At 71.8% G+C, this 23,180-nt stretch carries 21 protein-coding genes; 12 read left to right on the top strand and 9 right to left on the bottom strand.

The genetic code is table 11. The annotated features are described in order from the left end of the window. Positions 1-163 precede the first annotated feature (163 nt). From ACFVWY_RS09100 to ACFVWY_RS09090, 3 genes are all read left to right on the top strand, one after another. Complete coding sequence (locus ACFVWY_RS09100; protein ID WP_389868853.1) at positions 164-592, top strand: transglycosylase SLT domain-containing protein; 429 nt, start codon at positions 164-166, stop codon at positions 590-592. Between the two features lie 134 nt (positions 593-726). Next, on the top strand, positions 727-942 hold the full coding sequence (locus ACFVWY_RS09095) for a hypothetical protein (protein ID WP_389868851.1): 216 nt from the start codon (positions 727-729) through the stop codon (positions 940-942). 83 nt (positions 943-1,025) lie between these two features. Then, the gene (locus ACFVWY_RS09090) at positions 1,026-1,862 is read left to right on the top strand and encodes a hypothetical protein (RefSeq protein ID WP_389868848.1); all 837 of its coding nucleotides are present in this window, start codon (positions 1,026-1,028) and stop codon (positions 1,860-1,862) included. 18 nt (positions 1,863-1,880) lie between these two features. Here the strand turns inward: ACFVWY_RS09090 and ACFVWY_RS09085 are convergent, their stop codons facing one another. Next, complete coding sequence (locus tag ACFVWY_RS09085; RefSeq protein WP_389868847.1) at positions 1,881-3,176, bottom strand: alpha/beta hydrolase; 1,296 nt, start codon at positions 3,174-3,176, stop codon at positions 1,881-1,883. Between the two features lie 103 nt (positions 3,177-3,279). Then, the gene (locus ACFVWY_RS09080) at positions 3,280-4,449 is read right to left on the bottom strand and encodes a steroid 3-ketoacyl-CoA thiolase (protein WP_389868844.1); all 1,170 of its coding nucleotides are present in this window, start codon (positions 4,447-4,449) and stop codon (positions 3,280-3,282) included. A gap of 275 nt (positions 4,450-4,724) precedes the next feature. Between ACFVWY_RS09080 and ACFVWY_RS09075 the strand changes: the two genes are divergently transcribed. Continuing rightward, on the top strand, positions 4,725-5,981 hold the full coding sequence (locus ACFVWY_RS09075; protein ID WP_389868842.1) for a cytochrome P450: 1,257 nt from the start codon (positions 4,725-4,727) through the stop codon (positions 5,979-5,981). Positions 5,982-6,117: 136 nt separating this feature from the next. Then, entirely contained in the window at positions 6,118-7,146 is a 1,029-nt protein-coding gene (locus tag ACFVWY_RS09070) for an AEC family transporter (RefSeq protein ID WP_389868840.1), read from the top strand. 204 nt (positions 7,147-7,350) lie between these two features. Here the strand turns inward: ACFVWY_RS09070 and ACFVWY_RS09065 are convergent, their stop codons facing one another. Then, positions 7,351-9,381, bottom strand: coding sequence for a bifunctional glycosyltransferase 87/phosphatase PAP2 family protein (locus ACFVWY_RS09065; protein ID WP_389868838.1), 2,031 nt, complete (start codon positions 9,379-9,381; stop codon positions 7,351-7,353). Positions 9,382-9,935: 554 nt separating this feature from the next. Between ACFVWY_RS09065 and ACFVWY_RS09060 the strand changes: the two genes are divergently transcribed. Continuing rightward, entirely contained in the window at positions 9,936-11,021 is a 1,086-nt protein-coding gene (locus ACFVWY_RS09060; RefSeq protein WP_389869027.1) for a DUF2330 domain-containing protein, read from the top strand. Between the two features lie 43 nt (positions 11,022-11,064). Next, a complete protein-coding gene (locus ACFVWY_RS09055) occupies positions 11,065-11,571 on the top strand; it encodes a GNAT family N-acetyltransferase (RefSeq protein ID WP_389868835.1) in 507 nt (168 codons plus the stop codon). 123 nt (positions 11,572-11,694) lie between these two features. On the opposite strand, the gene ACFVWY_RS09050 is transcribed toward ACFVWY_RS09055, so the two are convergent. Beyond that, positions 11,695-13,770 carry an MFS transporter gene (locus ACFVWY_RS09050; protein WP_389868833.1) on the bottom strand — a complete coding sequence of 692 codons (2,076 nt, stop codon included), beginning with the start codon at positions 13,768-13,770 and terminating at the stop codon, positions 11,695-11,697. A gap of 722 nt (positions 13,771-14,492) precedes the next feature. Here ACFVWY_RS09050 and ACFVWY_RS09045 point away from each other — a divergent pair. Both ACFVWY_RS09045 and ACFVWY_RS09040 read left to right on the top strand, forming a co-directional pair. Next, complete coding sequence (locus ACFVWY_RS09045; protein ID WP_389868831.1) at positions 14,493-15,137, top strand: peptidoglycan-binding protein; 645 nt, start codon at positions 14,493-14,495, stop codon at positions 15,135-15,137. Positions 15,138-15,277: 140 nt separating this feature from the next. Next, positions 15,278-15,940 (top strand): HAD-IA family hydrolase, encoded by a 663-nt coding sequence (locus ACFVWY_RS09040; protein WP_389868828.1) that lies wholly within the window; start codon positions 15,278-15,280, stop codon positions 15,938-15,940. Positions 15,941-16,005: 65 nt separating this feature from the next. On the opposite strand, the gene ACFVWY_RS09035 is transcribed toward ACFVWY_RS09040, so the two are convergent. Then, positions 16,006-16,740, bottom strand: coding sequence for an ABC transporter permease (locus ACFVWY_RS09035; RefSeq protein WP_389868826.1), 735 nt, complete (start codon positions 16,738-16,740; stop codon positions 16,006-16,008). 268 nt (positions 16,741-17,008) lie between these two features. Between ACFVWY_RS09035 and ACFVWY_RS09030 the strand changes: the two genes are divergently transcribed. From ACFVWY_RS09030 to ACFVWY_RS09020, 3 genes are all read left to right on the top strand, one after another. Next, positions 17,009-17,653, top strand: coding sequence for an HNH endonuclease family protein (locus tag ACFVWY_RS09030; RefSeq protein WP_389868825.1), 645 nt, complete (start codon positions 17,009-17,011; stop codon positions 17,651-17,653). Between the two features lie 700 nt (positions 17,654-18,353). Continuing rightward, entirely contained in the window at positions 18,354-18,809 is a 456-nt protein-coding gene (locus tag ACFVWY_RS09025) for a DoxX family protein (RefSeq protein WP_389868822.1), read from the top strand. A 230-nt stretch (positions 18,810-19,039) separates the two neighbouring features. Continuing rightward, the gene (locus ACFVWY_RS09020) at positions 19,040-19,693 is read left to right on the top strand and encodes a DedA family protein (protein WP_389868819.1); all 654 of its coding nucleotides are present in this window, start codon (positions 19,040-19,042) and stop codon (positions 19,691-19,693) included. On the opposite strand, the gene ACFVWY_RS09015 is transcribed toward ACFVWY_RS09020, so the two are convergent. From ACFVWY_RS09015 to ACFVWY_RS09000, 4 genes are all read right to left on the bottom strand, one after another. After that, entirely contained in the window at positions 19,680-19,904 is a 225-nt protein-coding gene (locus ACFVWY_RS09015) for a DUF2277 domain-containing protein (protein WP_389868817.1), read from the bottom strand. The two genes, ACFVWY_RS09020 and ACFVWY_RS09015, sit on opposite strands and share 14 nt — an antisense overlap. A gap of 59 nt (positions 19,905-19,963) precedes the next feature. Further along, entirely contained in the window at positions 19,964-20,479 is a 516-nt protein-coding gene (locus tag ACFVWY_RS09010; protein ID WP_389868814.1) for a hypothetical protein, read from the bottom strand. A gap of 135 nt (positions 20,480-20,614) precedes the next feature. Beyond that, positions 20,615-21,676: an HNH endonuclease gene (locus ACFVWY_RS09005; RefSeq protein WP_389868811.1), complete on the bottom strand. Its 1,062-nt coding sequence runs from the start codon at positions 21,674-21,676 to the stop codon at positions 20,615-20,617. A gap of 262 nt (positions 21,677-21,938) precedes the next feature. Then, on the bottom strand, positions 21,939-23,177 hold the full coding sequence (locus tag ACFVWY_RS09000) for a hypothetical protein (RefSeq protein WP_389868809.1): 1,239 nt from the start codon (positions 23,175-23,177) through the stop codon (positions 21,939-21,941). Positions 23,178-23,180: the final 3 nt, after the last annotated feature.

Genomic DNA, 23,180 nt, shown 5'->3' with positions numbered 1-23,180 from the left:
CTCGTAACAGGGGTCGTTGCTTTGCCCGGACGGCATCGCTATCACTGGATGAGTCGCCGGGTACCGCAGGGTCCGCCCCACGGACCGCGGTCGGCGAAGCCCGGTCCACCCGCACGATCCGGACCGGTCCGCGACTCCCCCGTTCCCGACGTTAGGTCTCTCTGTGTCGTTCGCCCGTAACCTCCTCGCCAAGCCCCGCAACGCCCGTCGCAAGTCCGCCGTCGCCGGTGCCTCCGTGCTCCTCGGCGCCACCGGTCTGGCCCTCGGGGTCACCCCGGCCATGGCCGCGCCGGCCTCCGTCGCGACAGGCGCGCAGGCCACGGCGCAGGCGATGATCGGTGACGCCGCGCAGTTCCAGTGCTTCAGCAACATCGTCCAGCACGAGAGCGGCTGGAACCACACCGCGACCAACGCCTCCTCCGGCGCCTACGGCCTGGTGCAGGCCCTGCCCGGCTCGAAGATGGCCTCGGCCGGTGCCGACTGGCAGACCAACCCCACGACCCAGATCAAGTGGGGCCTGGACTACATGAAGTCCCGCTACGGCAGCCCGTGCGCCGCCTGGGCGTTCTGGCAGACCAACCACTGGTACTGAGCCGGCTCCTCCGCTCTTCCCCGCACCCCGCACCGGGGCCCGATCCGGGCCCGGTGCGGGGTGCGGCCTTTTCGCGGGCGGCCAGAACCCCCGGCGTGCTGGGGCTGGGAGCTCGCCGGTCCGAAGCCAGCGGGGTGACGCCGCTCATCGCGCTCCGCATCATCCGGGACCGCCCCGGCCGGTACGTCGTCGGCGCGCTGCTCGTCCTGGCCGGGCTGGTCGCGCCGTTCACCGTCCGCCGTTCATCGTCCGCCGTCCGCCGGGTCCAGCACCCCCGGACGTACCCCCCGCGCGGACGCGACCGTGCCCGGCCGGTCTCCGCCCGCCCGACTCATAAGGCCGATTCATAGCACCAGTGCTATCGCACTGGTCCATTCGAGCGCTTTTCGCTCATCCCTCCGTTCCCCCGGGTCGGCGGCGCGTTGTCCCTCTCGTGGAACCACGAGACTTCTGGGAGCGGAACAGCGTTCTGGCGGAAGCGTTCTGCGCCAGTGACGAGCGCATGCGCCGGGCGCAGGCGCTGCTGGACGAGATGCGGGCGGAGCGGAGCAGGACACTGGCCGCGTTCGCTGTCGCCGTCGGCGACGACGGATCGACCGCGGACCTGATGGGGCTGAACGAGCGCGAAGTGCGATTAGCGCGACGCGAGGTCGGCCGCAGCAAGGCGCGCTCGTTCGCCGAGAAGCTGCTGAGCCGGTCCCCCGCTGCGGCCCCTTCCCCGAGCGGGCCCGCCGCCGCGCCGGACCGCGGTGCGCCGCGCCCCGCCGATCCCTCGCCCGCCCCCGCGTCGGCCGTTGCTCCCCTGCCCGTGGTTCCTCCGATGCCGGCCGCTCCCCCGGCGGCGGCCGGCACCTCGGCACTGGACCCCGTTCCGGCTCCCGCTCCGGCCCACACCCACGTCCCCGTCCCTCTGCCACCCCAGGCTTCCCAGACGGCACAGACACCGCACACAGCGCACGCGGCGCAGACACCGCAGCCGACGCAGGGCGAGCTGGCGAACGCCGCCGTCTGGTCGTCGAGCATGGACTCCGTGCTGCTGTGGAGCTGGGAGTCCGGCCTCGACCTGCACACCGTGGCCGCCGAACTCGGCCTGGACGTACGCACCCTGCTGATGCGGGTGCAGGAGCTGGCCAATGACGGTCTGCTCACGCTCGCGACGCCGGTCGCCGAGGTCGGCCGGTCCGGGCGGCACCGCCGCCACCACCACGAGGAGGGATACGCGGCGCTGTTCAGCCCCACCGCCACCTTTCCCACCCATGTGCCGTACTGACGTCCACCGGCCGGCCGTTCAGCGGCGCGCCGCCAGGGCGTCGAACCAGCGCACGATCTGCGGCCCCGACGTCATGTACGTACCGTTGTGGCTGGTGGCCCCCTGGTCGATCACCCGAGCCTCGGCGCCCCGGGCGGCGAGGTCGGCGGCGCAGTGGCGGGCGTTGGCGATCACCACGTCGGTGTCCCCGGAGGAGGAGTAGAGCCGGACGGGGACCGCGGGCCGCCAGGCGCAGTTGCCGTCCTGGGCGCGGGCGGCCTCCAGCAGGCCCCCGGTGGGGTGCTGGAGCCTGCGGTAGAAGTCGTCGGTGAGCAGTTCCCTCACCGTCGCGGGCAGTGCCGGGATGATCTCCTCCTCGGTGTGCTCGCCGTCGAAGAGCTGGTCGACGACGGTCGCGTACGGCTCGCGGAACGCCTCGGCGGGGTCCTGGTAGACGGGGTGCAGCCGGCTCTGCGCGGTGAGGTAGTACGCCAGGTAGAAGACGCCGCTGGTGTCGTTGATCCCGCCGTCGAAGAGGGCGGGGGTCTCCGCGTGCTCGATGTCGTAGGGGCCCGATACGGGGGCCAGTGCCCGGAGCCGGAAGTGCCGGTCCGCGCCGTTGGCGAGCGCACGGCCCAGGGCCATCGCGACCTGGCCGCCCTGGGAGAAGCCGCTGGCGTACACCTCACCGGTGAGCGGCCTCTTCAGCCTTCCGGCGGCGGTGCGGGCGGCGCGCAGCATGTCGACGGAGGCGGTGACGGCCGACGCGGTGTCCATGTACGGATGACGCCCGGGGCCCTGTCCGAGGCCCAGATAGTCGGGGGCGGCGACGGCCCGGCCCGCCGACGCGTGGAGATACGGGGCGATGCGGCCGAAGTCCTCGCCGACGGAGGGCGCGTAGTCGCGGTGGGCCATGGTGCCGTGGGTGTCGGAGACCAGGTCGAGCCGGCGGGGCCCGCCCGTGGGCAGGACGAGCAGGCCGGTCGCGGTGGTGGGGGCGCCCTGCGGGGTGACGGTGCGGTAGGTGAGGCGGTAGCCGCGCAGGCCGTGGCGGACGGTGCCGGTGTCCATCCCGGCCTGGGCGAGGAAGCGGACGACGTCCGCGCGGCCGAGGCTGGCCACCGGGGTGACGCCCAGGAGGGTGCCCCTGCCGTCCGTGCCGTACGGGCTCGATGCCGCCGGTGCCCCGGCGGGCTGCTGCGCGACGGCGGGTGCGGTGCCCAGGGCGGCGAGGAGCAGGGCCGCGGCGGCGGCGACGGTCCGGTGGGCGGCGCGTCGCCGTCCGCGCCGCGCGGGCCGGGTGCTGTGTACCGCGTGGCTGATGTCGTTGTCCATGGCGTCGACGCTATGCGGGGGCGGGCCGCGCGGACATCGGCGTGGGCCCCCGCCCCGGGGTGTACCTGGCACCACCCCGGGGCGGGGGAAAGGCCCGTCCTCATCAGAGCCGCTGGATGATCGTCCCGGTCGCCAGCGCGCCGCCCGCGCACATCGTGATCAGCGCGAACTCCTTGTCCCGGCGCTCCAGTTCGTGCAGCGCGGTGGTGATGAGCCGGGCTCCGGTGGCGCCCACCGGGTGACCGAGCGCGATGGCGCCGCCGTTGACGTTGACCTTTTCGAGATCCTGCTCGAAGACCTGCGCCCAGCTCAGCACCACCGAGGCGAAGGCCTCGTTGATCTCGACGAGGTCGATGTCCTTGAGCGACATGCCCGCCTTGCCGAGCACCGCGCGGGTCGCGTCGATCGGGCCGTCGAGGTGGAAGTGCGGGTCCGAGCCGACCAGGGCCTGGGCGACGATCCGGGCGCGCGGCTTGAGCTTGAGTGCCCGTGCCATCCGCTTGGAGGCCCACATGATCGCGCAGGCGCCGTCGGAGATCTGCGAGGAGTTGCCCGCGGTGTGGACGGCGGTGGGCATGACCGGCTTGAGCCGCCCGAGCCCCTCCATGGTGGTGTCGCGCAGCCCCTCGTCCCGGTCGACCAGGCGCCACATGCCCTGCCCGGCCGCCTGTTCTTCCTCGGTGGTCGGCACCTGGACGGCGTACGTCTCCCGTTTGAAGCGTTCCTCGGCCCAGGCGACAGCGGCCCGCTCCTGCGAGATCAGCCCGAACGAGTCGACGTTCTCCCTGGTCAGCCCGCGCTTACGGGCGATGCGCTCGGCGGCCTCGAACTGGTTGGGCAGGTCCACGTTCCACTCGTCGGGCCAGGGCTTGCCCGGTCCGTGCTTGGAACCGCTGCCCAGCGGCACCCGCGACATGGCTTCGACGCCGCAGCTGATGCCGACGTCGATGACCCCGGCCGCGACCATGTTGGCCACCATGTGGGAGGCCTGCTGCGAGGAACCGCACTGGCAGTCCACGGTGGTGGCGGCGGTCTCGTACGGAAGGCCCACGGCGAGCCAGGCGTTACGGGCCGGGTTCATGGACTGTTCCCCGGCGTGGGTGACCGTGCCGCCGACGATCTGCTCGACGCAGTCGGCGTGGATGCCGGTACGGCCGAGGAGTTCTCGGTAGGTCTCACCCAGCAGGTAGCCGGGGTGCAGATTGGCGAGCGCGCCTGCGCGCTTTCCGATGGGGGTGCGTACGGCTTCGACGATGACGGGTTCCGCGGCCATGAGCTCGTCCTCTCCTCGCACTTCCGCAGGGGCGTCCCGGCGCCCGCGGGTGGAACGCGTTCTAGTTCTGCAAGCAGTCTTATGAGGCTTACCCGCGGTACGCAAGAGTGCTGCACCGACCTCGCGCCCGCTCCGCCCCGGTCTCACCGAGTCTTCACGCAACAGAACGGACCGCCGCTCTTGCCAGTTGTAGAACTCGTTACTACCTTTCCGTCAACTTCTGATGGGTCGTCAGGCAGCGTCCGGACGGCTCTCGGACCGACCAGGAGCTGCCGATGCCCTGCCCCCATCTGCCCGAAGGGTTCGACTTCACCGATCCCGATCTGCTCCAATCCCGCGTGCCACACCCGGAGTTCACACAGATGCGGCAGACCGCGCCGGTCTGGTGGTGCACCCAGCCGACCGGTATCTCCGGTTTCGACGACGCGGGCTACTGGGTCGTCACCCGGCACGCGGACGTCAAATACGTCTCCACCCACCCGGAGTTGTTCTCCTCGCACATCAATACGGCGGTCATCCGCTTCAACGAATCGATCAGCCGGGACCAGATCGACGTCCAGAAACTGATCATGCTGAACATGGACCCGCCCGAGCACACCCGGGTCCGGCAGATCGTCCAGCGCGGATTCACCCCCCGGGCGGTGCGCTCCCTGGAGCAGGCGCTGCGTGACCGGGCCCGTTCCATCGTCGACACCGCGCTCGCCTCCGCCGCCTCCGACGGGTCCTTCGACTTCGTCACCAACATCGCCGTCGAACTGCCGCTCCAGGCCATCGCGGAACTCATCGGCGTACCGCAGGAGGACCGGTCCAAGATCTTCGACTGGTCGAACAAGATGGCCGCGTACGACGACCCCGAGTACGCGATCACCGAGGAGGTCGGCACCGAGGCGGCCATGGAAATAGTGTCGTACGCGATGAACCTGGCAGCCGCCCGCAAGGAGTGCCCGGCCAAGGACATCGTCTCCCAGCTCGTCGCGGCGGAGGGCGAGGGCAACCTCTCCTCCGACGAGTTCGGCTTCTTCGTGATCCTGCTCGCCGTCGCGGGCAACGAGACCACCCGCAACGCCATCAGCCACGGCATGCACGCCTTCCTGACCCACCCCGACCAGTGGGAGCTGTACAAGCGGGAGCGCCCGGCGACGACCGCCGAGGAGATCGTCCGCTGGGCGACCCCGGTGGTCTCCTTCCAGCGGACCGCCACCCAGGACACCGAACTGGGCGGGCAGCTGATCAAGAAGGGCGACCGGGTCGGGCTGTTCTACTCCTCCGCCAACAACGACCCCGACGTCTTCGACCGCCCGGAGGACTTCGACATCTCCCGCGACCCCAATCCGCACCTCGGGTTCGGCGGTGGCGGTCCGCACTTCTGCCTCGGCAAGTCCCTCGCCGTGATGGAGATCAACCTGATCTTCAACGCGATCGCGGACGTGCTGCCGGACCTGCGGCTGGTCGGTGAACCACGGCGGCTGCGCTCGGCCTGGCTCAACGGGATCAAGCAGCTCCAGGTCAGCACCGGCCCCGCGGGAGGCTGAGGCGCGAAGGCGCGGCCCGGCGCACGGTGCAACCCCGTGCGCCGGGCGCTGGGATCCGCTCAGGCCGTCTCAGCCCACGCCCGCGTGGTGCAACCCCGTGCGCCGGGCGCCGGGCGGCGCGAGGATCATGGCGGGCATGTCCGCCCTGCTCACCGCCTTCACCCCGATCTGGATACTCACCGCGGTCGGCTACGGGGTCGGCCGCGGCGGGTTGCTCGGGCCAGGGGCGGAGGCGGTGCTCGGCCGGTTCGTCTTCCATGTGGCCATGCCCGCCGCCCTGTTCACCATGGTGTCGGGGGCGCGGCCGGGCGCCTTCGCCAACCCGTCGATGGCGGCCTTCGCGGCGGGCACCGCGCTGGTCTGCGGTCTCGGATTCCAGCTGACCGGGCGGCTGTTCGGGCGGGGCAGGGCGGACCGGGCGATCGGCGGCATGGTGTCGGGGTACGTGAACTCGGCCAATCTCGGTATTCCGGTGGCCGTCCAGGTGCTCGGGGACGCCTCGTTCGTCGCGCAGATCATCCTGTTCCAGGTGCTGCTGGTCTCGCCGGTGATCCTGACGCTGCTGGACTCCGGGACACGGGCCGGGGGCGGGACGGGGGCTGGGGCCATCGGGACTGGGACCGGAGCCGGGACCGGGGCGGAGTCCGGGATGCGGGGCCAGAGGTCCGTCGCACTGCGGCGGATGCTGACGATGCCGGTCCGCAACCCCGTCATCCTCGCCTCGCTGCTGGGACTGGCCGTCAGCACGCTCGGGCTGCGGCTGCCGCGCGCCCTCGCTCACTCCTGCGAGCTGCTCGGCTCCGCCGCCGTACCGACGGCGCTGGTCGCGCTGGGGCTCTCCCTGCACACCCGCCCGGCTGCCGGGATCCCCGCGGGCCGCTCCGGTCCGGTGCGGGCCGAGGTCGTGGTGACCGTGGCCCTCAAGACCGTGCTCCAGCCGCTGATCGCCTTCGCCGTCGGCGGCCCCCTGCTGGGGCTGCCGGAACCCCAGCTGCTCGCCGTGGTGCTCTGCTCGGCACTGCCGACCGCCCAGAACGCCTTCATCTACGCCCAGCAGTACGGGCTGGACACCCGGGTGGCCCGCGACGCCGTGGTGGCCTCGACCGTGGTCTCCATGGCCACGCTCTCGCTGGCCACCTGGGCGGTGGGGGCGTTCGGGACCTGAGCCGCCCGGAACCCGGGCCGCTACCGGCCTGAGCCGTTCGAGTGGCGGACCGGGGACGGCGGGCGGATGCTGGTCGGGCGGCGATCCACGCCGGAGGGGTGCCAGGACGATGTGCTCGTCCCGGCGCCCCTCCGGCCATCCCCTGGCCGTTGGGCCCTTCCCCCGTCCTTCCGCGTTCCCGGCCCGCTCGGGTCCGGGCCCGGATCAGCGGATCCTGCTGCGTACCGTTCCGTCCGGTGGCCTCGGTACCGGTACGGTCGCCGCCGGACGCGCCCGGTCGTCCCACGGCCGCGCCGCACCGGGCACGACCGCCGGGTCCGGCCGCCGCGCCCAGCCCAGCAGCCGGGCCAGCGCGAAGCCGAGCCCCACCACAGCGGCCCCGCCCACCGCGTCCAGCACCCAGTGGTTGGCGGTGGCGACGATCGCGCAGGCCGTGACGAGGGGGTGCAGCAGCCCCAGCGCCTTCATCCACGCCCTCGGCGCCAGCAGCACGGCCACCACCCCGCACCACAGCGACCAGCCGAAGTGCAGGGACGGCATCGCCGCGTACTGATTGGTCACGGCGGTCAGGCCGCCGTAGTCGGGCCGCGCGAAGTCCTGGACGCCGTGGACCGTGTCGACGAAGCCGAAGCCAGGCATCAGGCGCGGCGGGGCCAGCGGGTAGAGCCAGAAGCCGACGAGCGCGAACAGGGTGGCGAAGCCGATGGTGCTGCGGGCCCAGCGGTAGTCCGCGGGGCGCCGGGCGTACAGCACCCCGAGGATCGCCAGCGGCACGATGAAGTGGAACGTCGTGTAGTAGAAGCCGAAGAAGTCCCGCAGCCGGTCAAGGCCGGCCACGGCGCGGTTGGCCCCGTGCTCGATGCCGATGTGCAGCCACTGCTCCAGGGCGTGGATCTGCCGTCCGTGCCGCTCGGCGCTATCGCGCCCGGCCGTCGCCGCGAGCCTGACCTGGGCGTACACCGAGTAGACGACTCTGATCAGAAGGAGTTCGAGCAGCAGGCTGGGCCGGCTCAGCACCCGCCGCCGACGGGCCGGGGCCGCGTACACCGGAGGAAGCGGATCGTGCCAGTACGGCGAGGCGCGCGGCAGGAACGGCACGGCGCAGGCCGCGGCGAGCGCCGCGATCAGCGGCACGTTGTCGCGTACCGGGAGGAGCGCCCCGATGTCCGGCAGCAGCATCGTCCCCGGCAGGGTGAGCACCAGCACCACGACCACCGGCCAGACCCGCCGGTCACCGGCCCGTTTCCCGGCCCGGCCGACCGCCGCGAGCAGCAGCCACAACAGCTGGTACGGCCAGGTGGTCGGCGAGACGGCGACGGCCACGCATCCGGTCACGGCCACGGCGAGGAGCAGCTGCCCGTCCTTCGCGTACCGCACGGCGCGGCGCAGCCCGAGGACGCAGACGGCGACGGCGAGGAGCAGCAGGAGTGCCACCTGCGCCGGGCCCGTGACGCCGAACCGGAGCAGCGCGCCGTGCAGCGACTGGTTGGCGAGGCCCGCCGCGTCGCCGCCGAGCCCGGCGCCCGCGACATGGCGCACCCAGTACGCCCACGAGTCGTCCGGCAGCACGGCCCAGGCCAGCGCCGTGCAGCCGGCGAACGTGACGCCGCCGGTCACCGCCGCCCGCCGCCGCCCGGTGAGGCCGAGCAGCACGGCGAAGAGCACCACGGTGGGCTGGAGCGCGGCGGCCGCCCCGATCAGTGCGCCCGGGGCGCGCTCGCCCCGGACCACGAGGCAGCCCAGCAGCACCAGAAGGACCGGCACGACGCTGGCCTGCCCCAGGTGCAGCGCGGTGCGGACCGGCAGCGAGACCATCAGCAGGCTGATCGCGACGGGCGCGGCGAGCAGCGCGGTGCGGCGGGAGACCGGCCCCGGCAGCGCACGCGCGGCGACGACGCCCAGCGCGACGACGAGCAGCAGGGAACCGAAGGTCCAGACGACGCCCAGGTTCTGCTCCGCGGCGCGGGCCAGCGGCCTCAGCACCAGACCCGCGAACGGGGTGCCGGTGAACCGCCCGCCGTCGTACAGCGAGCCCGTCACGCGCAGCACGCCGCCGGGGCCGACCCAGGTCTCCAGTCCGGTGAACCGCTGCCCCGGCGGACGGCCCAGCGCCGCCGCCATCTGCCGTGCGGCCAGCACGGCCACCACCAGCCAGAGCGCGGCCCGGACCGCCCCCGTCCCGCTTCCGTTCCCCGCTGCCGCGTTCCCGCGCACCCTGCGCTCCGCATTCGCCACGCCGCGCCGAACCTTCCGCCGTTCCGGTGCCCGCCGCTCGATCCGGGCATCGGTGAAACCTTCGCATTGCGCAACGAGTCGTAAGCAATCCACCCTCTCTTCACTTGACCGACATCACGCACTGATCAGACATGAAGCCGAAAAGCGCTCGAACGTACGGATGTGTCGGCCTGCCGGGACGGCCGCCCCAGGCCGCGCGAAAGCCGCGGAGAGGCCACGGAGAGGCGGTACGGCAGCCGTGCGGCCCTCCTGCGGCAGCTCTACGGCAGTCGCGCGACGGCCCCTGCCGGATGTCCGTGCGGAACCGGAATATGAGTTCCCACGTCCTCCCCCGTGTTTGTCGATACCTCGATCAATCACGGTCGATCGGGGCCGGTCACGGGGGAAGCGGGCGTTCCATGCGGCGCACAGGAGTGAAACGGGGTGTCCGGGGTGACGGACGGGGCGAGGTCCGGGGCAACGTCCCTGACGATGTCCGGGACGGCGCCAGGGACGGCGCCCGGAGCGGCGGGCGACCTGGTGTCCGGGGCGGCAGACGCGGGTGGCCGGTGCGGCTGCTGTCGCTGCTGCTGATCCTGGTCTCCCTGCAACTCGGCTCGCTGATCAGTCCCGCGTACGCCTGTGGCTGCGGAGCGATGGTCCCGAGCCGCCAGACCCGGGTCGCGGTCGGCCAGGAGACTTCGGTGGTCAGCTGGGACGGGCGGACGGAGCAGATCGTCATGCGGCTCACGGTGCGCGGGAACGCCCCCGAGGCGGCCTGGATCATGCCGGTGCCGCACCGCGCGAGCGTGGAGCTCGGCGACCCCGCGGTCTTCTCCGAGCTCTCGGCCCTCACCACGCCGACCCGGGTGACCAGGCACTACTTCTGGCCGCGGTCCCACGACTGGCCGTTCGGCGGCAGTGGCGGGGACTCGGCCGCCGCACCCCTGCCCGGGGCACCGTCGGTCGAGGTCGTGGGGCGTGAGCGGCTCGGGCCCTTCGACGTGGCACGGCTGGCCGCGAACGACCCGCAGGCCCTCCAGACGTGGCTGGCGGACAACGGCTTCGAACTGCCCGACCGGCTGACGACGGCCCTGAAGCCGTACGTCGACCAGAAGTGGGAGTACGTCGCGGTCCGCCTCGCGCCCCAGGACGGCGCCAACCCGCTCCGCGGCACGCTCGACCCGCTCCGGCTGCGCTTCGCGAGCGACCGCCTGATCTACCCGATGCGGCTGTCGAAGCTCGCCGCGAACCCGCAGGAGCTGGGACTGTACGTCCTCGCCGCCCACCGGATGGAGCCGCGCGGCCCGATCGGCGGCAAGGCCCCGAAGGTGACGTACGCGGGCCGGATCGACACCCGGCCGGCGTCCGGGGGCACGGACGCGCTCGCCGGGCTGACGGGCGGCGGCCCGGTCTTCCTCACCGCGATCGAGCAGTCGTTCCCGCGCCCGGAGCTGATCAACGGCGATCACGAACTGCGCGCGGCCGACGCCGACACCCCGTACCGGACCGAGCTGTACACGGACCGGCTGCTGACCGTGGGCACCATGCCCGCCTGGGTGCTGACCCTGCTCGCGGCGGCGGCTGCGGCCGTGGGGGCGGTAGCGGCCCTGGTGCCGCGGGCCCGGCGAAGGGCGGCGGCGGTTCCCGGGACGCCGTAAAACCGTTGGCCGTGCGGGAGGGGGCCTTGTCACCATGCCCGGTATGACCTGGACGGTGGCCCCCGAACGCTTCGACTCCCCCGACGCCGCGCTGCTGCGCCGCGACTACTACGACGAGGTCGCCAGCCGTTACTGGGGACGGCCCGCCACGGCCGGGGAGATCGAGGAAGGGCTCGCCGACGACGGGGCCGACCTGCTCACCGGCCCCACGGGGCGGTTCGTGGTCGGCCGCCACGGCGGGAAGGCGGCGGCCTGTGCCGGACTGCTGGTGGTGGACGCGGACACCGCGGAGCTGACCCGGGTCTACGTACGGCCGGAGCACCGGGGCACGGGCGGCGGCGGGCTGCTCCTGGCCGCGCTGGAGGAGGCGGCGCGCGCCTTCGGCGTCCGCACTCTGCGGCTCGACACCCGCCACGACCTGGTGGAGGCACGGGGGCTCTACGCCAAGCACGGCTACCGGGAGGTCCCGGCGTTCCACCGGCGGCAGTTCGCGGAGCACTGGTTCGCCAAGGAGCTGCCCGCCGGGGAACTGACCGCACCAGGCGTCTGAGCGGACCCGGCCGGGGCCCAGCCAGGTACGACCGGGGCCCAGCCGGGTACGAGCAGACCTGCGGGGTACGAGCGGACCAGCCGGGTACGGCTGGGCTCGGGCCGGTCGTAGCGGCGGCCTGGCTCAGACCGGGCCCCGGTCGGGCTCGGGCCTTCCTCTGGCCGCGTGGTCACGTACCGGGCCGGGGCTGTACGGGCGTTCCGCGCTCGATCCGCACATCTCGGTGGTCAGCTCCTCCACGAGTCTGACCAGGTCGGTCGGCCGGTCCGGCCCCCACCAGTCGCCCAGCAGCTCGGCCATGGCCTCCTCCCGGGCCTCCGCGAGCTTCGCGACGGCCCGCGCACCGTCCTCGGTGAGCACCAGTTGCACGCCCTCGCGCCGGGCCAGTCCGCGTTCCTCCAGCTGCCGGGCCGCGTCGGTGACCGCCCGCAGCGGCACCGGGGTGGTCTCGGCGAGCATCGCCGGCTCGACCGTCCCGTGCCGCCGGATGCGCAGCAGCATCCAGCTCGCGGCGGGCAGCAGGTCGTACCCCGCCCGCTCGGTGATCCGTACGTAGATCTCGCGGCGCCCGGCCCGGGTCGCGAGTACGGACAGGGCGCGCGCGCACTCGTCGTACGAGGACCGCTCGACCGGGTTCGACGCCAGCGTCTCGGTGACCTCCGGAGCCGTCACCGAGCCGCGCAGCTTGTCCTCCTTGAGGAACCAGGCGAAGGCGAAGGCGACCAGCACGACGGGTGCCGCGTACAGGAACACGTCCGTGATCGACGTCGAGTACGCGTGGAGCACCGCGGGCCGCAGCGTGGGCGGCAGCTGTCCGATGGCGCGTGGGTCGGAGGCCAGCCCCTCCACCCCGGCGCCGGGCGGCAGCGGATGTCCGGCGAGCGCGTCGGTGAGCTTCTCGGTGAGCCGACTGGTGAAGATGGTGCCGAAGACGGCGACGCCGAACGAGGCGCCGATCGACCGGAAGAAGGTGGCCCCGGACGTGGCGACGCCGAGGTCCTTGTACGCGACGGCGTTCTGCACCACCAGCACCAGCACCTGCATCACCAGGCCGAGCCCGGCGCCGAAGACGAAGAAGTAGCCGCTCATCACCCAGGTGCTGGTGGTCTCGGTGAGCCGGTGCAGCAGCAGGAGACCGATGGCGGTGAGGCCGGTGCCCGCGATCGGGAAGACCTTCCAGCGGCCCGTACGGCTGACGATCCAACCGGACACGGTCGAGGTGAGGAGCAGCCCCAGCACCATCGGCAGCATGTGCACACCGGACATCGTCGGCGTGATCGAGTGCACCACCTGGAGGAAGGTCGGCAGATAGGTCATCGCGCCGAACATCGCGAAGCCGACGACGAAGCTGATGACGGCGACGAGCGTGAAGGTCCTGATCCGGAAGAGCTTCAGCGGGATGACCGGCTCGACGGCCCGCCGCTCGGCGTACACGAAGGCGGTCAGCAGCAGCACGCTCAGCACGGAGAGGGCGACGATCTGCGCCGAGCCCCAGGCCCAGGTGGTGCCGCCGAGCGAGGCGACGAGCACCATGCAGGTGGCGGCGGAGGCGATGAGGAAGGTGCCGAGGTAGTCGATGGTGTGCTTCTCGCTGCGGACCGGGATGTGCAGCACGGCGGCGATCACCAGGAGCGCCACGACACCGATCGGCAGATTGATGTAGAAGACCCATCGCCAGGTCAGGTGCTCGGTGAACAGGCCGCCCAGAAGCGGCCCGAGAACGCTCGTCGCGCCGAAGACCGCCCCGAACATGCCCTGGTACTTACCCCGTTCGCGTGGTGGCACGATATCGCCGACGATCGCCATCGAGAGCACCATGAGCCCGCCGCCGCCGAGCCCCTGGAGCGCCCGGAAGCCGATGAGCTGCGGCATGTTCTGCGCGATCCCGCAGAGCGCCGAGCCGATGAGGAAGATGACGATGGCGGCCTGGAAGAGCTTCTTGCGGCCGTACAGGTCTCCGAGCTTGCCCCAGAGCGGGGTCGCGGCCGTCGACGCCAGCAGATAGGCCGTGACCACCCAGGACAGGTGCTCAAGGCCACCGAGGTCGCTGACGATGGTCGGCAGCGCGGTGGAGACGATGGTCTGGTCGAGTGCCGCCAGCAGCATGCCGAGAAGCAGTGCCCCGATGGCCACGAGCACGGACCGCCGGGAGCGCTCCGCACCGGGGGCCGGGGCAGGGACGCTCACATTCTGGGCCATGGACACCTCCTCGGGTCCGCTACATCCCTATCCTGTCCTTTCCGTACGGTTATGGCCTGCTGAGCGGGTACGCACCGGAAGCGGGCTGCATAATCGCAGGGCTATCAAGGGGAGGGGCCACCATGACCGGACGTATCTGCCCGGAATGCGGTACGGACGACGGACCCGGCGGTACGCCCGGGGGCGGGCCGGAAGCACGGACCGGGGACCGGCCCGGAGCCCGGTCCGGGTGCGCCTGCGGACGGCCGCTCGCCGGACAGCAGGCCGCCGGACGGCCGGGTGGCACGGGGTGGCGGTACGACGCCGAGCGGCGCCGGGCCGAGCGGGCCGAACGGGAGGCCGCCGAGGACTTCGACCCGCTGCGGATCCGGCCCTACGTGAACCTGGGGAACGACATGGCTCCGGGCGGGGCCGACGGACAGGGGCGGGGGCAGGGGCGTCCGGCAAAGGCGGCGGAGCCGCCGGGCGCGGATGACCCGGCCACGACGATGCCGCTCCGCCTCGGCCCGGCGACGGCGGGCCCGCTGCCGGACGCCGCACCGACCGTCGCCGTCCCCGCGTTCGGCACCCCTGACGCCTCGGGCTCCTTCGGCCGCGTCGGCGCCTCCGGCACTTCTGGTTCCTCCGGTTCTACTGGTTCCTCTGGTCCCCCCGGTTCCTCCGGCCCCTCTGGTTCCTCCGGTTCCTCCGGTTCCTCCGGCCGCGCGGCTGTCACGGCCGTCATGGCGGTCACTCCGTCACCTCTCGACGCGTCCGAGCCGTCGCGTCGCCGACGCCCCTTCACGGCCGCCGCGATGGGGGTGGCACTGATCGCCGTGGTGGGCACGGCGGCGTTCGCGACCGGGCTGCTCAGCGGCGGCGACGCCGGGGACGCGCAACTTCCGCAGGCGCTGCCCAGTACGGCGGCCGGCCTCCCCGGCACGGACGTCCGCGCCACGGACCCGGCACCGGCCTCCAGCCCGGCCGCGGCCTCCCCCTCGGCCCCCGCCTCGCCGTCCGCGTCCGCCTCGGCCTCCACGTCCGCCACGGCACCCGCGTCACCGTCACCCTCCGCGCCCGTCACCCCGTCCCGGACGGCGGCCCACACCCCCTCGGCGCCCGCCAGCGGCCCGGCGTCGGAGCCGCCGCCCGCCTCCCTGGCCGGGCCCGCGCTGCGCCCCGGGGACCAGGGACCTGCGGTGGCCGAACTCCAGCGGCGGCTGACGGAGATCTGGCTCTACCACGGGCCCGACGACGGCGACTACTCGCGCCAGGTCGAGCGCGCGGTACTCGTCTACCAGTCGTACAAGTCCATCAAGGGCGACCCGGCGGGGGTGTACGGAGCCCACACGCGCAGCGCCCTGGAGGCGGAGACATCGGGCCACTGACCTTCCGGGCGGAAGGAAGAGGGATTGGCTTTCTCGGACGGCTCTTTGTATCGTGATGAAACAAAGTAGCCTCCGCCCGCCATCCCTGACCGGCGGGCGAGGCTGCTTGTTCCCCTTCTCCCGCGTTCTGGAGCCCGCCCATGCCGGCCACCGTCCTCACCGCCCGCGCCCTCCTCCTGGACATGGACGGCACCCTGGTGAACTCCGACGCCGTGGTGGAGCGCTGCTGGCGGCGCTGGGCGCTGCGCCAGGGCCTGGACCCGGAGGCCGCGCTCAAGGTCGTCCACGGTCGGCAGGGGTACGCCACCATGGCGGTGCTCCTCCCGGACCGCCCGATGGAGCAGAACCACGCGGACAACCGGGCCATGCTCGCCGAGGAGACCGCCGACACCGAGGGCGTCGTCCCGATCGGCGGCGCCGCCGCCTTCATCGACGCGATCGGCGACCTCCCGCACGCCCTGGTCACCTCGGCCGACGAAGCGCTGGCCCGGACCCGGCTCGCCGCGTCGGGCCTGCCCCTGCCGGAGGTCCGCGTCACCGCCGAGAGCGTCGGCGCCAGCAAGCCCGATCCGGAGGGCTTCCTCAAGGGCGCGGCCGAGCTGGGCTTCGCCCCGGCGGACTGCATCGTCTTCGAGGACTCGGAGGCGGGCATCGCCGCGGGCCGGGCGGCGGGCATGCGGGTGGTGGGCGTAGGCCCGCGCGCCGCCGCGCTCTCCCCCGACGCCCACGTGGCGGACCTGACGCAGATCCGGGTGGAGGCGGCGCCCGACGGCTCGATCCACCTGCACATCGCCGCGCGTTAGAGCCGGTCGCCACACCGCCCCGGTCCCGTACGCGGCGGACCTCGCGCAGGACGACGGGCATCGCCTCACCTCCGGTGCAGCCGCCCCCGCGCCACCAGTTCGAGCACCACCGTCACGGCCACCGCCTGTACGGCCATCAGCGCCACCAGCACGAACAGCTGTACGGCGCCCGCCTGCACCGGCGAGGCGCCGCCCAGCAGCATGCCCACGAAGGCGCCGGGCAAGGTCACCAGCCCGACCGTCCGGGTCTGATCGAGCCCCGGGAGCAACGCGTCCGCCGCCGCCGGACGGGCGATCTCCATCCGCGCTTCCCGGTCGAGCAGCCCGAGCGCCATCGCCGCCTCCACCTCCCCGCGACGGGTCGTCAGCTCGTCCAGCGCGCGCCTTCCGCCGAGCACGGTCGCGGTCAGCGCACCGCCGATGAGAATGCCGGCCACCGGAATCAGCGCGATGCCCCGGGGCGAGAGAAGCCCGGTGACCAGGAGCAGCGCGACCACCGGCGCGACCCCCGCCGCGATCGGCAGCGCCGCCCACCACCAGGAGCCGTTGCGTGTGACCCGGCGGCCCGCGGTCCACGCGGCCACGGCGTACATCAGCGCCACGAACGCCAGCGTCGGCGGCAGCGAACCGACCACCCAGCCGAGGAGCAGCGAGACCGCGGCGAGCTGAACGGCCGCCCGCAGCCCTGCCAGCAGGATCTCGCGGGACCGCCCGAGCGAGGCCAGCGCGGCGACCCCGGCCGCCGCCACGAGCAGCGCGGCGAGCACGACCCCGAGGGTGACGCCGACCGGTAGCAGCACGCCGCAACTGTAGGGCCGGGAACGTCCGGAGCACCCTCACGAACCGGCCGTCCGCATCGGTGAACTGCCGTCACGTCAGCACGTACGCCCGCGCAGATGTGGACGTACGCCCCCACGCCCCAGGCTTGTCGGCCAGAACTCTTGATTGTGTCGTGCTCATGTCGTCACTCTGTTACCTGGCGCCCACCCCACGGAAACCCGGCGCCGTCACGATGGCCGGGCCTCATGGATCGCCCGTCCACGTTCCCCCCACATCAAGGGAGTTCGCATGTCAGGTGTCTACGCGCGTCGTATCGCCGCCGTCACCGCGTCCGTCGCCATGGCCGCGACCGCCGCCCTGTTCACCGCGCCCACCGCCCAGGCGGCCATGCCCACGCCGGTGTCCGCCGCGACGGCCCGCACCTACCTGAGCCAGCTGACCGTCTCCGCCGAGGGCTCGCTGGACGGTTACAGCCGTGACAAGTTCCCGCACTGGATCACCCAGTCCGGTACCTGCAACACCCGCGAGGTCGTCCTGAAGCGCGACGGCACGAACGTGGAGACCAACACCAGCTGTGCCGCCGTCAGCGGCAGTTGGTACTCGGAGTACGACGGCGAGACCTGGACCGCCGCCTCCGACCTGGACATCGACCACATGGTGCCGCTCGCCGAGGCCTGGCGGTCGGGCGCCAGCGGCTGGACGAACGCCCAGCGACAGGCGTACGCCAATGACCTGACGCGCCCGCAGCTCATCGCGGTCACGGACAACGTCAACCAGTCCAAGGGCGACAAGGACCCGGCCAAGTGGATGCCGCCGCGGGCCGCGTACGCATGCACGTACGTGCGGGCCTGGGTGCACGTGAAGCACTACTACGACCTGACGGTCGACTCGGCCGAGAAGAGCGCCCTGCAGTCCCTCCTGAGCGGCTGCTGAACCACCCCGCACCCCCTGCTCCGCCCGCCACCGCCCCCTCGCGCAGGCCCGTGCGAGGGGGCGCACGCGTACCTCCGGGCGCGCCACGGCCACTCCCGCGTTCACCTGCCCCGCGTACCGCGGCCACCCCCGCATCACGCCGCGGTCATCTATGCATTTTCGGCCGAGTACGGCCACCCACCGGCCGGTACGCGTCCACCCCGCACCCCCTCCGCCGACGGCACTGGTTCCCCGGCACCCCGGAAGGCCCGCCGGGGTCACGCCTCCCCCTCCTCGCCCCCGCCTCCTCCGGCCCGCGCCCCGCCGCGGGGAGCGCCACCGCCATTGGTCCACCCCGCCGGGACGGGGGAGCCGCCCTCTTCCACCTCTTCCACCTCTTCCACCGGGCCGCACTCCCGCCGGAGGGGCACCGCGCCACCCCAGTGGTACAGAACCGGTGGATCATCACCCGGCGACCGCGCGGGCGTCGCTCACCGCTCCGCCCGCATGGCCGGAAAGCTGCGCCGCCATTGGTTCAGGCCAAGCCGAGGTGGAGAGGTTCGCAGATGGCAGGGGGTCCAGAACGAAGGGTGCCCGATTTACGCGAGACATTTTTCGGTCAGCCGCCATAAATGTTGAACTTGCAAGCATTGGTGAGGTTTCCCTAATCTGAGGCGCCCGATCGGTTCACGTCCCCACTAGACCGAAGGAGCCTCCCCCCATGCAGACCCATTTGCGCCAGGCTCAGCCCTACGCCCTCGGCCTCTTCCGGATCGTCATAGGCCTGCTCTTCGCCTGCCACGGTGCCGCCTCGCTCTTCGGCATCCTCGGCGGCGCCATGAACGGTGGCTCCATACCCGTCGGCACCTGGCCCGGCTGGTACGCGGCGGCCATCCAGCTCGTCGGCGGCACCCTGGTGGCGCTCGGACTCGGCACCCGCGTCGCCGCGCTGGTCTGCTCCGGCTCCATGGCGTACGCCTACTTCACCGTCCACCAGCCCGAGGCGCTGTTCCCGCTCCAGAACGGCGGCGAGCCATCGGCCGTCTTCTGCTGGACGTTCCTCCTGCTGGTCTTCACCGGCTCCGGCGCGCTCGCCCTGGACGGACTGTTCAGCCGGACCGGCTCGGCCCGGGACAAGGACCGCGCCTCCGAGCAGGCGCCCTCCGTCGCGGTCTGACCGCACCGCCCCGGCATGACCCGGACCTCACGTGCACCTGGCCGGTCACACCCCGTCCGCACATCCGCCCGGAAGCAAAGCTTCCCATTCCGGGTGTACGTGAGGTTCCCAACATCATTCGTATTTATAGATCACCGGATGAACCGCGGGCGTACGCTGTACAGCTGACCCTGCCGCCCCTGCCGCTCCCCCGCGACGTCGCGGCGATGTTCCGAATCGGGGAGTAGAAGGTGCTTGAGAGTCTGGGCGCGCTGACCAGTAGTCCATGGATCTATGCCGTGGTCGCGCTGTCGGTACTCCTGGATGTCTTCCTCCCCCTGCTGCCCAGCGGCGTGCTGGTGATCACCGCCGCCACGGCTGCCGCCGCCGGTTCGACGACCGTCGCGGGAGCGGGCGCCCCGCAGGCGACGGAGGTCCCCTCGCTCCTCGCGCTGATCCTCTGCGCGGCCACCGCCTCGGTGCTCGGCGACCTCGTCGCGTACCGGCTGGCCTGGCGCGGCGGGGAGCGCCTGGACCGGGCCATCGCCCGCTCCCGCCGCCTCACCTCCGCGCAGGAACACCTCGGTGCCGCCCTCGCCCGGGGCGGAGGCATCCTCGTCGTCATCGCCCGGTTCGCCCCGGCCGGGCGCTCGGTGGTCTCGCTGGGCGCGGGCGCCGCACACCGCAAGGTCAAGGAATTCCTGCCGTGGTCCGCCCTGGCGGGCGTGGCCTGGGCGGGCTACAGCGTGGGCCTCGGCTACTTCGGCGGCCAGTGGCTCGGCGCGACCTGGGTGGCCACGGCCATATCCGTCCTCGCCCTGTTCATGGCGGGTGCCCTGGCCGCGTACTTCATGCGCCGCCCGGCGGCGGAAGCCGCAGCCGCGGCGGCCACTACGGCGTCCTGACCGCGCCCCGGACCTCCAGGCCGTCCAGCAGTCTGGCGGTCGCCTCGGCGATCTCGGTGACGGCCCGGTCGAACACCTCCTGATTGTGCGCGGCCGGGGCCCGGAAGCCGGACACCTTGCGTACGAACTGCAGGGCGGCGGCCCGGATCTCCTCCTCGGTGGCCTCTTCGGGGAGGGCGGGCGGACGCAGAGTCTTGATGCTTCGGCACATGCCCCCAGTGTGAACCGCCCCACTGACAGCCGCCCCGCCCCGCCGCGGCCCCTCCTGCCCTACTGCGAGGGAAGCCGGGTCACCTCCGCGACCTTGCAGGTCATCCTGCCCGGGACCTTCGCCAGCCCCTGGGCCTTCTCCACCGACTTCTTCCCCGCCGCAAGGTCCGGCGCCGTAGCGAGCCCGGAGGTCCGGCGCGTACCGTCCCCGTCCACGAACTCCACGGTGACGATGTACGACGCCTGGTCGTCGGACCGGTTCACGATCTCCACGTCCGCGTCCGGCCACTCGGTCAGCGAATCGACCTGGCACCGGGTGATCCGGACATCGTCCTCGGCATCCACGCCACCGAGCGGCGGCAGCTCCGTGGGCGTCCCGGAGGCCTCCCCCGGCACCTCGCTGCGCGTGACCTCCACGTCCGCCGGCTTCAGCCCGCCCGAAGAACTGCCCCTGCTGCTCAGCACCGCGATCGCCACACCGACGGCCAGCAGGACAACCACCCCACCGACCACGGACAACGAAACAATCAGCCCGGTGCGCGACTTCCCCGGCGGCTGCGCGGAGCCGTACGACATGTGTCCCCCCTGGAACAGCACTGACGTGAACAAACACGTATGACCCGCACACGCTACGGTGCGCACCCACCACGAACCGAACGGCCCCTCCCAGTCCCGCCCCGGCCGCCACCGGTTCAATCCGGCGGCACCAGATCACGGATTCAGCATCTGCTCGTCGGAAGCCCTGCGCGGTCCGGCCATGAAGTCCGCCGCACGCCTGTCAGCCGCGTGCTTCTGCTCTATCGATACCCGCAACTCCTCAGGAGTCGGCCACGGTGAGCGCCGGTGGATCATGCGGTGACAATTAGCGCATATCAGGGCCAGGTCGCTGAGCTTGGTCGTCCCTTCCCCTGCTACGTGAAGCGGAAGGACGTGATGGCATTCGATGTACCCGGCTCCGCGGTCCCCGTAGACCCTCTCGAAGTCAAAACCGCACGCCTCGCATGCGAGCCGCCCACCACGCTGGAGAACCGAGGTGATCTTCTTCGTGCGCAGGTTTTTGTTCCGTTCACGCGCCCTGTGCCAGCGCAGGAGCAATCGCCCTTCGGGTGCGCTGTAGTCGTCGAACTCCTCATCCTCCGTCGGTGCCAGGCCCTGTAGCTCGCCTGCTGCCAGACCGTGGCGGATGAGTCGTGCAGCCTCGGTCATCTCTTGCGGCCGGGCAAGGAACTCGTTCAGCACCGCAACGTCCAGAGCGCCACCGTTCGTGGGCTTCCCCAGGTATGCCGGGTGACGGGTAGCAATGTCGAACGTCTTGCGAGCGACGCCATTGGCATTGCGGAACTTCTCGTTGCGCTCCGCTTCAGCGTGAATGGGCAGCATCTGGAGCAACTCAGACAGCTCAGCAACTCGGCTGTCCTGGGCGTCCAGCCCCTTCCAGTTGTTGCCCATCACCAGGTGACAGGCCAGGATGATCTCATCACGGGCCCAGTCCGGGTTCTTGATCGCCTTGACCTGGAACCCGGCCCGCTTCAGCCAAGCCACCGCGTGATCCTTACCCCCGCTGAACTCACCTGGTGTGAGGGCCCGCCCTTGATCCCCCTGGTGCGCCACCCCGGCGACCGCCTTGGAGTCGTATTCCCGCCCTTCGTGCACTAGGACGTAGGACCGCGCCACCCCAAAGCCGTACTTCGCCAGGAAGGCATCACGCCCCAATGCGTCGTACTCAGTCAAAGTCTTGAGCACAGAATCTCGTGTGATCGCTCCTCTACGCATGCCCGAAGCGTACGGCCGGACACTGACAGCACCGAGGGGAATACCGACCGTGCAGCCCACACCTGCTCAGCGCGGGGCCAGAAGGTGAACATGAAGAAACCCCAGGTCCAATGAGCCCCGACCTGGGGTTTCTCTCCGTACTGGTGGGCGCGGACGGTTTCGAACCGCCGACATCTGCTTTGTAAGAACGGATCTAATCTTTGCCTGACCTGCAACGACTCAGAGATTAGAGATCATTTAGGAGAGATTTAGGAGACGAGGTCTACTCCCACACCGTCGCCCACCCGAGCGACCGCATCGCGCTCTCGTAGATCTCCTGAAGCCCTTCCAGCCTATCGCGCCGCATGTCCGGAGTCGGGTGCTGATACACCGCCTTGATGCCCGGCCGCCGATGCCCAGCCTGCTCGAAGGCCAACGCCGCCTTCACACCGATCTGCTCCTGGTACGTGTCGTGCGTGTGCCGGAGCGCCCGCATCGTCAACCCCTTCATGATGGGCTCGACAGCGGGCTTCGCCGCTCGCCCGCGCACCTTCGTCACAGCCTTCCGCCCGTCCGCGCAGGGACGCATCACCTGCCGGCCGAAGTTGCCACGGCGCCAGTGATCGCCCCCGCGGGGCGTGAACAGGAACTCACCCTTCGTCCGCGCCGCGTGGGCCACAAGTAGCTCGGCGAGGAAGGGCGGCAAGTCGATCTGCCGACGCGACTCACGAGTCTTCACCGGCTCCAAGTCCAGCACCATGCCCAGCCGTTCCCCGGCCGGGCCGCGCTTGGCGTACTCCGCGACCTCTTCGGCCACCACGAGGGTGGGGCAGGTGTAACCGGACTCGACGCGCGCGCTCAGCGACGACGGGCGGAGCGCCAGGCTCTCGCCCCAGCGAACACCGGTGAACGCGGTCGTCAGGATGTGCATGCCGTCGAGCGGCCCGGCCCGTCGAGCGATGCGGAGCACCACGTCGGGCGGTGCCCAGAGTTCGGTCTCTTCTCTCGTGGCCTGCTCGGCCTTCGCCGCGGCCGTGCGGGAGCGGCGCCGACCGAAGAGCGGGTTGACGGGGATCATCCCTTTGTCGACCGCACCTGTGAGGATCTGCGACATCAGCGTCAGACAGTGCGTGGCCGTGACGTCGTCGCAGGCCAACCCATTCGCCCACTGCTCTGCGTCGAACCACGTGATGCTCCGGATCGGGGCGTGCTCCCACTTCGGCAGGATGTGCGCCTCCAGGCGGGCCCAACGTGTCGTCACCGTGCGGCCGCGTGGCGACTTCGCCTCCATCCACTCCCGCGCCCAGGTACCAAACGCGGTCTGTGCCAGGGCCGGGTCAGTCCACCGACCGGCCCGGATCGCAGCCTCCTGCTGCTCGCCGTACTCCTCGGCCAACCGCTTGGTCGGGAACCCCGGCTCGGTCCCCTTGCCGCCGTCCGGCTTCTTGTAGCAGGACCGCCACGTGAACTGCTTGGTCTTCTGCCCGCCACGGACCTTGTAGACCTTCTCCGCGTACGCCATGCC

This window comes from Streptomyces sp. NPDC058195 (genome assembly GCF_042883525.1).
Lineage (GTDB): Bacteria > Actinomycetota > Actinomycetes > Streptomycetales > Streptomycetaceae > Streptomyces.
This window is presented reverse-complemented; position numbering and strand designations above follow the sequence as displayed.